This is a genomic window from Pantoea sp. CFSAN033090, assembly GCF_001264395.1.
GTDB lineage: Bacteria > Pseudomonadota > Gammaproteobacteria > Enterobacterales > Enterobacteriaceae > Pantoea > Pantoea agglomerans.
This window is the reverse complement of the sequence record NZ_LGYX01000030.1, coordinates 13,944-27,613: the sequence shown is the minus strand read 5'-3', so window position 1 is coordinate 27,613 and position 13,670 is coordinate 13,944. Positions and strand designations below refer to the sequence as shown.

12 protein-coding genes and 1 riboswitch are annotated in these 13,670 nt (G+C 57.0%); of the genes, 3 read left to right on the top strand and 9 right to left on the bottom strand.

The genetic code is table 11. The annotated features are described in order from the left end of the window. Positions 1–47: 47 nt before the first annotated feature. Complete coding sequence (gene ahpF, locus AFL22_RS20530) at positions 48–1,616, top strand: alkyl hydroperoxide reductase subunit F (RefSeq protein WP_010248223.1); 1,569 nt, start codon at positions 48–50, stop codon at positions 1,614–1,616. Positions 1,617–1,677: 61 nt separating this feature from the next. On the opposite strand, the gene AFL22_RS20525 is transcribed toward ahpF, so the two are convergent. Then, complete coding sequence (locus tag AFL22_RS20525) at positions 1,678–2,637, bottom strand: AEC family transporter (protein ID WP_022625034.1); 960 nt, start codon at positions 2,635–2,637, stop codon at positions 1,678–1,680. 97 nt (positions 2,638–2,734) lie between these two features. Beyond that, the gene (locus AFL22_RS20520; RefSeq protein ID WP_010670995.1) at positions 2,735–2,932 is read right to left on the bottom strand and encodes a hypothetical protein; all 198 of its coding nucleotides are present in this window, start codon (positions 2,930–2,932) and stop codon (positions 2,735–2,737) included. A gap of 307 nt (positions 2,933–3,239) precedes the next feature. Next, positions 3,240–3,340: riboswitch (TPP riboswitch) on the top strand. 34 nt (positions 3,341–3,374) lie between these two features. On the opposite strand from AFL22_RS20520, the gene thiM reads away from it, so the two are divergent. Further along, the gene (gene thiM / locus AFL22_RS20510; RefSeq protein WP_082239238.1) at positions 3,375–4,172 is read left to right on the top strand and encodes a hydroxyethylthiazole kinase; all 798 of its coding nucleotides are present in this window, start codon (positions 3,375–3,377) and stop codon (positions 4,170–4,172) included. Next, complete coding sequence (thiD, locus tag AFL22_RS20505) at positions 4,159–4,959, top strand: bifunctional hydroxymethylpyrimidine kinase/phosphomethylpyrimidine kinase (protein ID WP_052272085.1); 801 nt, start codon at positions 4,159–4,161, stop codon at positions 4,957–4,959. Before thiM ends, thiD begins: the two co-directional genes overlap by 14 nt. 52 nt (positions 4,960–5,011) lie before the next feature. Here the strand turns inward: thiD and AFL22_RS20500 are convergent, their stop codons facing one another. The 7 genes from AFL22_RS20500 to yegQ all read right to left on the bottom strand — a co-directional run bounded on the left by AFL22_RS20500 (position 5,012) and on the right by yegQ (position 13,651). After that, positions 5,012–5,698, bottom strand: a complete 687-nt coding sequence (locus AFL22_RS20500) for a GntR family transcriptional regulator (protein WP_052272084.1) — start codon at positions 5,696–5,698, stop codon at positions 5,012–5,014. A 100-nt stretch (positions 5,699–5,798) separates the two neighbouring features. Then, positions 5,799–7,259, bottom strand: coding sequence for a mannitol dehydrogenase family protein (locus AFL22_RS20495; RefSeq protein WP_033758422.1), 1,461 nt, complete (start codon positions 7,257–7,259; stop codon positions 5,799–5,801). 67 nt (positions 7,260–7,326) lie between these two features. Next, entirely contained in the window at positions 7,327–8,610 is a 1,284-nt protein-coding gene (locus tag AFL22_RS20490; protein WP_010248200.1) for an MFS transporter, read from the bottom strand. An 82-nt stretch (positions 8,611–8,692) separates the two neighbouring features. Then, positions 8,693–9,703 (bottom strand): Zn-dependent oxidoreductase, encoded by a 1,011-nt coding sequence (locus tag AFL22_RS20485; RefSeq protein WP_052272083.1) that lies wholly within the window; start codon positions 9,701–9,703, stop codon positions 8,693–8,695. A 10-nt stretch (positions 9,704–9,713) separates the two neighbouring features. After that, the gene (manD, locus tag AFL22_RS20480; RefSeq protein ID WP_010670990.1) at positions 9,714–10,928 is read right to left on the bottom strand and encodes a D-mannonate dehydratase ManD; all 1,215 of its coding nucleotides are present in this window, start codon (positions 10,926–10,928) and stop codon (positions 9,714–9,716) included. A 220-nt stretch (positions 10,929–11,148) separates the two neighbouring features. Continuing rightward, positions 11,149–12,048 carry a lipid kinase YegS gene (gene yegS / locus AFL22_RS20475; RefSeq protein ID WP_010248192.1) on the bottom strand — a complete coding sequence of 300 codons (900 nt, stop codon included), beginning with the start codon at positions 12,046–12,048 and terminating at the stop codon, positions 11,149–11,151. 220 nt (positions 12,049–12,268) lie between these two features. Continuing rightward, entirely contained in the window at positions 12,269–13,651 is a 1,383-nt protein-coding gene (yegQ, locus tag AFL22_RS20470; RefSeq protein ID WP_052272082.1) for a tRNA 5-hydroxyuridine modification protein YegQ, read from the bottom strand. Between the last annotated feature and the right edge of the window lie 19 nt (positions 13,652–13,670).

The following is a 13,670-nucleotide window of genomic DNA, read 5'->3' as shown; positions in this document are numbered from 1 at the left end:
CTCCAATCGGGTGCTGCGGCACCCGATTTTTTGACCAGGATATCACTATGCTCGACACAAATCTGAAAACCCAGCTCAAGGCTTACCTTGAGAAATTAACCAAACCTGTTGAGTTGATTGCCACGCTGGACGAAGGTGCAAAATCAACCGAGATCCGTGAACTGTTGGTTGATATCGCCGGTTTGTCTGACAAAGTCAGCTTCCGCGAAGAGAACGATCGTCAGGTGCGTAAGCCCTCATTTCTGATCACCAACCCAGGTTCGAACAGTGGCCCGCGTTTTGCCGGTTCACCTCTGGGTCACGAATTTACCTCACTGGTGCTGGCACTGTTACAGACCGGTGGGCATCCGTCGAAAGAAGCACAAAGCCTGCTGGATCAGATTGCCGCGCTGGACAGCGACTTCCATTTCGAAACCTACTATTCACTCTCATGCCATAACTGCCCTGACGTCGTACAGGCGCTGAACCTGATGGCGGTGATTAACCCGCGCATCAGCCACACCGCTATCGACGGTGGCCTGTTCCAGAACGAGATTCAGGAACGTAACGTGATGGGCGTGCCAGCGGTTTACCTCAATGGTAAAGAGTTTGGTCAGGGTCGCATGAGCCTGGCGGAAATCGTCAGCAAAGTGGATACCAATGCCGACAAACGTGCGGCGGAAGAGCTGAACAAGCGTGACGCCTATGAAGTCCTGATTATCGGCAGCGGCCCGGCGGGCGCAGCGGCAGCCATCTACTCAGCACGTAAAGGTATCCGTACCGGCCTGCTGGGTGAGCGTTTTGGCGGCCAGGTGCTGGACACGGTCGATATCGAAAACTATATCTCCGTACCGAAAACCGAAGGGGCAAAACTGGCCGGTTCACTGCGCGCACACGTGGATGATTACAACGTGGACGTCATTGAAAGCCAGAGCGCCATCAAACTGATCCCGGCAGCGAAAGAGGGCGGAATGCACGCCATCGAAACCGCCTCCGGCGCAGTATTGAAATCACGCAGCATCATCCTGGCGACCGGCGCACGCTGGCGTAACATGGGTGTGCCGGGTGAAGAAGAGTATCGCACCAAAGGCGTGACCTACTGCCCACACTGCGATGGCCCGCTGTTTAAAGGCAAACGCACGGCGGTGATCGGCGGCGGTAACTCCGGCGTGGAAGCGGCCATCGATCTGGCCGGTATCGTTGAACACGTTACGCTGCTGGAGTTTGCCGGTGAGATGCGCGCTGATCAGGTGCTGCAGGATAAGCTGCGCAGCCTGAAGAACGTGGATGTGATCCTGAACGCGCAAACCACCGAAGTGAAAGGCGACGGTACCAAAGTCACCGGCCTGCACTATATCGATCGCACGACGCAGACCACTCATGAGCTGCCGCTCTCCGGTATCTTCGTTCAGATTGGTCTGTTGCCGAATACCCCATGGCTGGAAGGCGCGGTTGAGCGTAACAAAATGGGTGAAATCATCATCGATGGTAAATGCGAAACCAGCCTGAAAGGCGTGTTCGCCGCGGGCGACTGCACCACCGTACCGTACAAGCAGATCATCATCGCCAGCGGCGAAGGTGCTAAAGCCTCACTGAGCGCTTTTGACTATCTGATTCGTACCAAATCGGCTGAGTAATATTTAGTTAGCCAGACAATAGCCCCTCAGCACGCGTGCTGAGGGGCTTTTTTTTAGGCTGTTAATAGCCCGCCAGCGTCATCAGCATCATCCAGATTGGCGTTGTCACCGCCGCAAACACGGTAGAAAAGAGCATGCTCGCCGCCGCCGGGCCGGTAATGACATTGAACTTCTGCGACATCAGATAGACGTTAACCCCGACTGCCATCGATCCCAGCAGCACCACCACTTTACTCTCCAGCGGCGGCAGATCGGTCAGCCATGCGATAGCCCATACCGTCATCGGTTGCAGCACCAGTTTCAGCAGGCAGATGGTATAGCTCTCTTTTAAGCCATCCCGCACCCGATAGTGCGCCAGGCTCATGCCCAGCGTCACCAGCGACAGAGGTGCAGCCAGTGAGGCCAGCATCTTTAGCGGTTCAGCGGCCAGCAGCGGCAAGGGACGTTGCAGAAAGCTCCAGGCTGTACCGCTGAGAATACCGATGATCAGCGGATTCTTCAGCACGCCGAGCAGGGTGCGCCAGAGTCCTTCCAGCGAGAAGCTGCCCTGTTTTGCCCACTCGACCGAAACGGTCAGTAAGGTCCAGAGGATCAGGCTGTTAAACACCAGCACCAGCGCCACCGGGGGCAGGGCTTCTGGCCCCAGCAGCACCGTGGCCACCGGGATCCCCAGCATGACGTTATTGGAAAAGATGCCGCCCAGCGCAAAAACCGACGCCGCTACGCCATCCAGATTAAACAGCCTTGTTGCCAGCAGTCGTCCCACGATAAACACCAGCAGGCAACTGCCGAAAAAGGCCAGCAACAGGCGCGCATCCACCGGCGGACTTTGCGAGAAGGTGCTCATCACCCGAAACAGCATGCAGGGCAGGGCAACGTTAAACACAAAGCGGTTCATCCCTTCGCTGATGCTGGCGGGCCATTTCCCGAGGCGCGTCAGGCAGTACCCCAGCAGGATCAGGATAAACAGCGGGGCTGACAGGTAAATTTGATGGCTTAAGCTTTCAAACAGCAGTGGCATAGAGAGAGTCTGGTCAGACGATGATTAGTTACCAGACTAACAAATTGCTAACTAACTGTTAACCTGAACTGTGTCCGGAATGACCGTTGCCGGGACGCTAACCTAACCAGCGGCGCGCCTGCCGATCGCTGATGTCGCGATAATAGACCCGGTGAATAATTTCGCCACAGCCTGTGCAACGGGCGGAGATATAGGTGGAGAGGTACTGTCTGCCATTGGGTGCCACGGCACCCCTGCGTTCAATATTAATATCCTGCCATCGATGGCGGTGTGGAATAAGCGCTAAAAATCGCATCATACATCCTGAATAGTATGAAGTTCCGCTTCAGGAGTTTTCTAACCCCATGAAATAAAGTGTTTTTTACGATGATGCTGCAAGCAGGTTAATTATTATGGGATAACCAGAGTCACTGCGGGAAATATTACCTATCCGGGTAATAAGCGGGGCTACCTATAAAGAGGTATCTCGTTAACCCGCAGCATTAAGCCTTTTTTTGCACCCTCAGGCGTTGATCGGGATCATGTGAATTGTTTCAGCTCTGATTATTTCCCAGGCGGGAGTCGCTTGCTTTCGCTGCGCGGCTTGCCTATGCTGCAAGCCGTAATACGACTCGGGGTGCCGCTTTCCACACGGAAAGGGCTGAGAAAAACCCGCTGACCTGAACTGGATAATGCCAGCGTAGGGAAGTCTGATGCCTGACCGCATTCGCCTTCTTGTTCGCCGGTTGGGAGCTACGATGACACATCAATCTCAACACCTTTCTGCCGCGCACTTCGCGCCCATTCTGCACGCTTTCCGCCGCCAGTCACCGCTGGTGCACTGTATGACCAATGACGTGGTCCAGAACTTCACCGCCAACGTGTTGCTGGCACTCCATGCCTCACCGGCGATGGTGATCGATGCCGCTGAGGCCGCCCAGTTCAGTAGCATGGCCGATGCACTGCTGATTAACGTGGGCACCTTAACCCGCGAGCGCCAGCAGGCGATGCAGGCTGCCGTCACCGCGGCTAATCAGGCGGGCACGCCCTGGACACTCGATCCGGTTGCCGTCGGCGCGCTGACGCTGCGCAGTGACTTCTGCCAGCAGTTGTTAAGCCAGCAACCGGCGGTGATTCGGGGGAATGCGTCAGAGATTCTGGCGCTGGCACAACAGGCCAGCGGCGGGCGCGGTGTCGACACGCTGCATCAGGCGGATGCAGCACTCGATGCGGCCCAGAAGCTCGCGGAAACCTGGAGCACGCTGGTGGTCGTCACCGGTGAAGTGGACTACGCCACCGATGGTCAGCGACTCCTTGCTGTTCACGGAGGAAGCCCCTTAATGACACGGGTAGTCGGGACCGGCTGCGCCCTCTCGGCAGTGGTGGCGGGTTTCAGCTCTCTGCATGGCGATCGGCTGATGAATGTCGCGGCCGCCTGTCAGGTGATGGCGCTGGCGGGTGAAAAGGCGGCGGCGCAGGCTGCCGGACCCGGCAGCTTTGCCACGGCGTTTATTGATGCACTCTGGACGCTGGAGGGTAATCATGAAGCGTATTAACGCTTTGACGATTGCGGGTACCGATCCCAGCGGCGGCGCAGGGATTCAGGCCGATCTCAAGACCTTCTCCGCTCTGGGAGCCTATGCCACCAGCGTCATCACCGCACTGGTGGCACAGAACACCTGCGGCGTGCAGTCGGTTTACCGCATTACGCCTGAATTTGTGGCCGCCCAGCTCGATTCGGTGCTTAGTGATGTGCGCATCGACAGCGCAAAAATTGGCATGCTGTCAGAAACGGCTATCGTGGAGCAGGTTGCGGCCCGGCTGAGCAATGCGGCAATCCCGTTTGTTGTGCTGGACACGGTCATGGTCGCGAAAAGTGGTGATGCGCTGCTCTCGCCAGACGCCGTAGCCAGTGTACGGGAGCTGTTATTGCCACAGGTCTCGCTGATCACGCCTAATCTGCCGGAAGCGGCGGCGTTGCTGGACTGCGCCATTGCGGCAGATGAAGAGGAGATGCGCGAGCAGGGACGGGCATTGCTGGCACTGGGCTGTCAGGCCGTGCTGATGAAGGGCGGTCACCTTGCTGCGGCGGAGAGCCCGGACTGGCTGATCACGCACTCAGCAGAGCAGCGATTCAGTACGCCGCGCGTGAATACCCGTCATACGCACGGCACCGGCTGTACGCTGTCGGCAGCCTTAGCCGCGTTGCGACCACGTCATGCTGACTGGGCAGAGACGATTGGGGAAGCCAAAAACTGGTTACAGCAGGCGCTGCTGCAGGCAGATTCGCTGGAGGTCGGGAAGGGCATCGGGCCGGTTCACCATTTTCATCAATGGTGGTAACGACGAAGGCCCGCATCGACCTGGTAATCAGGTGGTGCGGGCGGTTTCAGGTTCAGGGTGCTTCAAACCAGGCGCTGTTACGCTCGGCAATCGGGGTGATAGAGAAGATCATCTCCTGCAGATGACGACGCATTGCCGCTTCGGCTGCATCGGCGTCATGACGCTTCAGCGCCGCAAAAATCTCTTCATGCTGCTCAATCAGCTTGTCCGGTGGAGAGACTTCACTCAGCGTCAGAAACCGCACCCGGTCCATGGCCGCTTTGATGTTCTCCACCGTTTCCCAGGCCAGCTTACAGTCAATGCTTTCAGCAATCAGGCGATGAAACTCATCGTCCAGAGTGAGAAAAGCCTGGCTGTCATGCCGTTCAGCGGCCATGCGCTGCAGCTGCAGGTTATGCTCCAGCGCCATCAGGGCCGGATCATCAATCTCCAGTGCCGCACGGCGAACCACCGACACCTCGACTGCCTCCCTGATAAAACGGCCATCCGCCACCCGCTTAGCGGAGATTTTGCGCACGAAAGTGCCACGCTGCGGCAATACCTGTACCAGTCCGGCTTCGGCCAGCTTGATGAACGCTTCACGCACCGGCTGGCGTGAAACTTTGAAGCGCGCGGACACCTCTTTTTCCGAGAGCAGCGAGCCCGGCTGAATTGCGCAGGTGACGATATCTTTGCGCAGATACCGGTAAATCTGCTGATTTACCGGTTCGCTGGTAGTAATGGTATAGGCGATCGACATGCAGCAATATCCATATTACGGCTGGCAGGGGCCAGCGCGATGGGAAAGTGTCAGTCTAATCAGCGCGCTGCATCTGCGCCAGCGCTTTGTCACCAGGCTGTTATGCCTGACTCATACACTGTTGCACCGTCGCCCGCGCGCCCTGAGTCGTCAGTTGCTGGTAATACGTCGTCAGTCGGGCCACCAGATCGGCGTTCTGCGCTAAATCTTCGCCAAAGATGTCGCGCAGACCCAATAGCGCACGGACACGCGCTTCGCCTTCTTCGCTACCGGCAACCGTCTCTGACAGCGTGGCTTTCAGCGGATCGCGGATCTCAATCGGTTGACCCTGTTCATCGATGCCGCCGACATAGCGCATCCAGCCCGCCACGCCCAGCAGCAGCAGGTCGCAGCGGCTGCCGCGCTGCAGGTGCCAGCGCAGACTGTCGAGCATGCGTTGTGGCAATTTTTGCGATCCGTCAGTGGCGATTTGATATGTGCGATGTTTAATGGCACGGTTTTCGTAACGGGCGATCAGCGAATCGGCGTAGGCGTTGAGATCCACGCCCTGGGTACGCAGCGTCGGCGCCTGCTCATCAATCATCAGTGAACGGGCGGCGGCGCGGAAATGGGGATCGGCCACGCAGTCACTGATGTACTCATAACCGGCCAGAAAGCCGAGATAGGCCAGAAAAGAGTGGCTGCCATTCAGCATGCGCAGTTTCATCTCTTCATAGGGCAGAACGTCACTGACCAGTTCTGCGCCCGCTTTTTCCCACGCCGGACGGCCATTGACGAAGTTATCTTCAATCACCCACTGAAAGAAGGGCTCCGCTTCAACCGCAACCGGGTCGTCGGAACCCAGACGCGCGCCTAGTGCCGCAAACGCTGCATCGGTCATGGCCGGAACGATACGATCGACCATGGTGGAGGGGAAGGTAATGTGTTGCTGAATATAGTCTGCCAGTGCCGGATCCTGATGCTGTGCCAGTTGCACAACAACGTTGCGTGTCACGTGACCATTTTCCGGCATGTTGTCACAGGACATCACGCTAAAGGCGGGTAAGCCCTGATCCCGTCGGCGGCGAATCGCGGCCAGAATCAGACCGGGCAGCGAACGCGGCGAATGCGGATTCTGCAGGTCATGCACGATGTCAGGGTGATCGGGATTTAAATTTCCACTGGCAGGCTGGTGGCAATAGCCTTTCTCGGTGACGGTCATGGAGATAATCGCCACCTCAGGCTGGCTCATGGCATTGATCACCGCCTCAATACCGTCACTTTTGCCGTGCAGTGCCTGAGTAATGACGCCAATCACCCGGGTATGCAATGAATCATCGGCCATCTCGGTGAGGGTATAAAGCAGCTGCTGCTCTCGCAGGGCCTCAATCAACGCGCCGCTGTTGAGGTTCACTTCACAATAACCCCAGTCGCTGCCCTGTTCAGCCAGCTTATCGCTGCAGAGCGCCTGATGGGCGCGGTGAAATGCACCAAAACCGATATGTACCATACGGGTTTTTAACTGGCTGCGGTCGTAAGCGGGGCGCTTGACCTCAGCGGGCAGGCGATCAATCTGTAACATAGTCCATCCTTATGGCAAACGGGGCGCAAAGCGCCCCGAAATCATACATCTGTTAGCGAAACAACACTCAGACCGAAACCGGTTTATCCTGAGTTTTCGGACTGCGAATCACAAATAACACCAGGAAGGCACCCAGCGCGGCAACACAGCCCGCCAGGATAAAGGCGCTATCGAATTTACCGGTGTGATGAACAATAAACCCGGTGACGATGGGCCCGATGATGCCGGAGAGGCTACCCACCAGATGGATAAAGCCGCTGATGCTGCCGATACGGCTCTTGTGCACCACATCCTGAATAATCGCCCAGTAGATTGCGCCGGTGATATAGAGAAAGAAAATCGACACCGACATCATAATTACCGCAGGCACCACATCTTTTATCGTACCCGCCAGCGCCACACAAATTGCGGCGGCCAGCAGTGAGACCACCAGCACAATTTTGCGGGACAACAACAGCTTGCCGGTGATGTTAAAGATCTTATCGGAGATCCAGCCACCCAGCGCCAGGCCAACGAAACCGACGATCCACGGGATCATGGTGGTGATGCTCATTGATTTGATATCCAGGCCGTGCGCCTGCACCAGGTAGGCCGGGAACCAGCTCAGGAAGAAGAACAGAATGTAGTTGTAGCAGAAGAAGGCAAAAGCGGTGACCAGGATAATCGGCTGGCGCAGGTAGTAGCCAAACGGATGTGACGTTTCTGACAGATCAACCTCATCATTAGGGTTCGTTGCTTTCAGGCGATCAATCAGCAGACGTTCCTCTTCGCTGACGCGCTTGCTCTTCGCCGGATTGTCAGCGGCGAAGAAGAGCCAGAACGCCATCCACACCAGACCGATGCAGCAGACAATCACGAACGCCGGACGCCAGCCATAGGCGAGCGCCAGATAACCAATGATCGGGCCAGCGACCGCACCACCTAAAGGTGATCCGGCACTCAGTAAGCCCATGGCCGTCGCGGCCTGTTTTTTCGGGAACCAGCCGTTAATCGCTTTGTTGGCCGAGGAGCAGATCGGGCCTTCAGCCATGCCGAACAGCACACGCAGGATCAGCAGTGACCAGAAGCCGGTGGCCAGTGCGGTCATGCCGCAGAAAATGGACCAGGCACCTACCGCCACGGCCAGCACGATTTTAGGGCCATAGCGGTCAGTGGCAAGGCCGCCAAGGAAGTTAAACAGGGCATAGCCAAAGAAAAAGCTGCCGAAGATCATGCCAAACTGCTCAGCATTGATCGCCAGATCTTTTTCCACCAGCGGCACCGTCAGCGACAGGGCGACACGATCGAGGTAGTTAATCATGTAAACCAGGAACAGCAGCAAAACGAGGGTCCAGCGCAGATTCTTGAACATACAAACTCCGTGATCTGTTTTATCTTTATAGTCATGCCGGCGGGTACGCACCGGCTGAGGAGACCTGGTGTTCAGCGGATAATTAACCCATCTGAAGTATGACTTTGCAGCAGGTGCGCGGATCTTTTTCAAACAGGGTCATCGCACGCTCAATCTCCTGCAGCGGGAAGTAGTGCGTGACCAGTTTCTCTGGCTGGATTAACCCTTTTTCCATCCATTCGATCACCTGGGGGAAACGATTGCTGTTAAGACGTGAGGTAAACAGCGACAGCTCCTTGCTGGTCAGGCTCTGCTGAGTAATGCTGCACGGCTCGCCGGAGAAACCCAGCAGGCCAATGCGCGCGGCCGGTGAGGCGAGGGCAGCTGCTTCAGCCAGAATGGTGGGATGGCAGGCCGCGTCGATAATCAGCGTAGGCTGCACGCCCTCAAGCTGTGCCGCCAGCGGGATTTCGCTGTTATCGAACAGTTGATCCGCACCGCTCTGCTCTGCAAGTGCCAGCCTTTCCGGCAGGCGATCCACCACCATCACCTTTTTAACCTTATAGACGCCCTTCAGCACCTGAATCGCAGTGAGCCCCATCGGACCGGCACCGTAAATCAGCGCCACATCGTCTGGCTGCGGTTTGAGAAACGCGGTGATATTGGCGGCGATAGTGAAAGGCTCAACCAGACTGGCGAGCCGATCGGGGATGCTGTCCGGCAGGGAAAAGGCATTTTTTGCCGGAGCCAGCGCAAACTCGCTGAAGCCGCCATCACGGTGCACGCCAATCACCTGCAGTGTGGTACAAACATTGGGACGGCCCACCGAGCAGGGATAGCAGCTGCCGCAGCTCACCACCGGATCTACCGCCACGCGGTCGCCCAGCCGGGCCGGATCAACACAGTCGCCCACCGCGTCAATCACGCCGAAAAATTCGTGACCAATTACCCGTGGATATTTCGCGAACGGGTTATGCCCGTGCCAGATATGCACATCAGAGCCGCAGATACTGGCATAAGCCACTTTGACCCGGACTTCGCCCGCCGCAGGTTGTGGCAGCGGACGTTCAGCCACCACCAGTTCACCTGGCTGTTCAATAACAACGCTTTTCATCAGCTTCTCCTTACCAGTTCCACAGGGTGCCATCTTCAAGACGGGCGACCGGGAGATAGGCAGGTTCATAGGGATATTTCGACGCCAGTTTCTCGTTGAATTCAATGCCGAGACCGGGTTTGTCGCCTGGATGCATGTAGCCCTGGTCAAAGGTCCAGTTAGCATCAAACAGCTCCATCATCTGTTCGGAGAAGCCCATGTACTCCTGCACACCGAAGTTCGGCACCCAGAGGTCAAAGTGCAGTGCAGCCGCCATGCAGACAGGGGAGAGATCAGAAGGACCGTGCGAGCCGGTGCGCACCTGATAGAGCGAGGCAAAATCAGCGATACGCCGCATACCGGTAATGCCGCCCGCATGCGTAATGGTGGTGCGGATGTAGTCGATCAGCTGTTCTTCAATCAGCTGCTTACAATCCCAGATGCTGTTGAACACTTCACCCACGGCAATCGGTGTAACGGTATGCTGGCGGATCAGGCGGAAGCACTCCTGATTCTCAGCAGGCGTCGGATCTTCCATCCAGAACAGGCGATAATCTTCCACGCTCTTGCCAAAACGCGCCGCTTCAATCGGCGTCAGGCGATGGTGCATGTCATGCAGCAAGTGCTCGTCGAAACCAAACTTGTCACGGATGGCGGCGAACAGTTTCGGGGTGAAATCGAGGTATTTCTCGGTTGACCAGAGCTGCTCTTCGGGCCAGTTACCTTTGGTTGCAGGCTCATAGGCCAGACCTTTGCCTTTCGCCATGCCGTAAGTGGTTTTCATGCCCGGAACGCCGCACTGCGCGCGAATCGCTTTGAAACCCAGCTCTTTGTGCTTCGCGTAGTCATCCATCACTTCATCAATGGAGTGGCCGGTGGTGTGGCAATAGACCATCACGCCGGTGCGTGATGCGCCACCCAGCAGCTGATAAACCGGCATATTGGCGGCTTTGCCTTTGATATCCCACAGTGCCATATCGACGGCCGAGATAGCGGACATGGTGACCGGGCCACGACGCCAGTAAGCGCCCTTGTAGAAATATTGCCAGATGTCTTCGATCTGATGCGCATCGCGGCCAATCAGCTGCGGGCAGACGTGATCTTTCAGGTAGGAGGCGACCGGTAATTCACGGCCATTCAGCGTTGCGTCGCCAATGCCGGTCAGACCCTGATCGGTGGTGATCTTTACGGTGACAAAGTTTCTGCCTGCGCAGGTTACAAATACTTCTGCCTTAACAATTTTCATCCTGGTTGCCTTAAGTCAGCGTTCAATGATGAAAAAGTACGCTCTTTAATACTACCATACAAGTTGGGGTGGCAGAGTTGTGAACGGAATCACAGAGTGTTTACATTGCCTGAAAACGCCCGTTAAGGCGTAATAAAGCGAGGCAGCAGGAGGGATGTTACGGAGAAAATGGGCGCTAATGGGAGCAGAAGAAAAAGGGGCTTTCGCCCCTGATGTCGGTTCAGGCAAGCAGCGCGCACTGCGGCGGCAGGCGGCAGCTCAGCGCGCCCGCCATCACCTCAATCACGAATTCGCGCCCGGAAAGCGGCTCGCCATCGAGGTTAAAGGTCATCTCATGCGGCGAACGGATCGTCAGTGACTCCAGTTGCGTGGTGACGATGCCGGGATTGTCATCGTCGCCGGTCAGCGAGTGCAGCAGGGTAGGCAGCAACTCCTGCGCGGTGACAACACTGACGTCAAGTCGGCCATCGTTGATCAGGGCAGAAGGGCATAACCGCTGACCGCCGCCTGCCTGACGACCATTACCGATACCGATCACCAGCGCATCACCCTGCCAGGCGAAATCGGGGCCGCTGATCTCGCAGGTATCCGGTTTCAGCGTATCCATGCGCATCAGGCCGTGAATAAAGTAGGAGACGCCACCCAGCGCCGACTTCAGCTTTTCCGGGGTTTCAGTCGTGATACGGGTGCCAAACCCGCCGGTCGCCATATTGATGAAGTAGTGGCTCTGGTTTACCCTGGCCAGATCGATGGCACTGGCTTTGCCCTGAATCGCCAGTCGCAGTGCCGGTTCCATCTCTTCCGGGATGCCGACGCTGGTGGCAAAATCGTTGGCGGTACCCAGCGGCAGGATGCCCAGCACCGGGCGATGATCCGCTTCAGAAGAAGCCAGCGCTGTCGCAATTTCATTGATGGTGCCATCGCCACCACCGGCCACCACGGTCGCGGCCTGCAGCGCAATGGCCTCTTTGACGTACCGATCGCCGTCACCTTTTTCAAATGTGACACGCACCGCAATGTCGAAGCCTTCTTCACGCAGGGTCGAGATAGCTTCGCGCAGATCATCATTACCCGCGCCTTTCCCGTTCAGGATGAGCAGCGTAAGCGGTTTATTATCCATTTTGCGTTCCTTGAAGATCTACAGAGTAAGAAGGGATTTATAACACAGCTGCCAGCAGTAAATTATTGGCGAAAGAGAGAAAAAAGAAAACCCGCACGGGGGAGCCGGGCGGGTAAATGAGGTGGTTCCTGGTAAATCTGCCGTTTATTGTTACTCGTTAGCAGCAGGCGGGACTATAAAGCAGCGCCGCGCAGGGGTCTGTGATCCTGTTCTGATTTCCTCAAAATGTTTCCGTTGGTAAACGATTATGAGGGTCCCGGGTATCTTCACCGTGATCGAAGTTGCGCAGCAGCAGTGCAAAACGCAGATCCACCTCCTCTGGCACCCGCAGCCAGACGCGATGGCCATCGCCCGGGGCAACTTCAGTGGGTTCGCCGCGCGCATTCTGCAGCGCGTCCAGCTGGCAATTCAGGTTCCCCTGAGGCGTCATGATCTCAACGCTGTCGTGCAGCATAAACTTATTCTTCACCGCCACTTCAGCCCATTCGCTCCGGCGTTCGCCGGTGAATTCGCCGACAAACTGCTGGCGGTCGGACACCGAAAAGCCCTGCTGATAATTCTGGTAGCTGTCGTGAGTGTGGCGGCGCAGGAAACCTTCGGTATAGCCACGATGTGCCAGGCCTTCCAGGGTTAACAGCAGTGAGGGATCAAACGGCTTACCGGCAGCGGCATCATCAATCGCCCGGCGATAAACCTGAGCGGTGCGGGCGCAGTAGTAGTAGGACTTGGTGCGTCCCTCGATCTTCAGCGAATGAACGCCCATCTCGCTGAGCCGCTCCACGTGCGCGACCGCGCGAAGATCCCGCGAGTTCATGATGTAGGTGCCGTGCTCATCTTCGAACGCGCTCATCACCTCGCCGGGCTTCATCTTCTCTTCCAGCAGAAACACCTTGTCGGTGGGCTGACCAACGCCCAGCGTTGGCGTCACATCCTGTACGGCGACAGGCGTGTGGATACCAACGATATTCCCCACCTCATCCTGCTGACCCTCCGCCACTTTATACTCCCAGCGGCAGGCGTTGGTGCAGGTTCCCTGATTCGGGTCGCGTTTGTTCATATAGCCGGAGAGCAGGCAGCGACCGGAGTAGGCCATGCAGAGCGCGCCATGGACAAAGACTTCCAGCTCCATCTCCGGGACCTGCTGGCGGATCTCGGCGATCTCCTCCAGCGACAGCTCACGTGACAGAATCACCCGGCTCAGCCCCATCTGCTGCCAGAATTTTACCGTGGCCCAGTTGACCGCATTGGCCTGCACCGACAGATGAACCGGCATCGTCGGGAAAGCGTCGCGCACCAGCATGATCAGGCCGGGATCGGACATGATCAGCGCGTCGGGCTGCATCGCCACTACCGGCGCTAAGTCACGAATAAAGGTTTTCAGCTTGGCGTTGTGCGGCGCAATGTTCACCACCACGTAGAATTTTTTACCCAGCGCGTGCGCTTCACTGATGCCCAGTGCGAGGTTTTCGTGGGTGAATTCGTTGTTGCGCACCCGCAGGCTGTAGCGCGGCTGGCCGGCATAGACGGCATCGGCACCATAAGCAAACGCGTAACGCATGTTCTTCAGGGTGCCAGCGGGGGAAAGCAGTTCGGGTTTCATGATTTTCTCACTGATGTCAGGT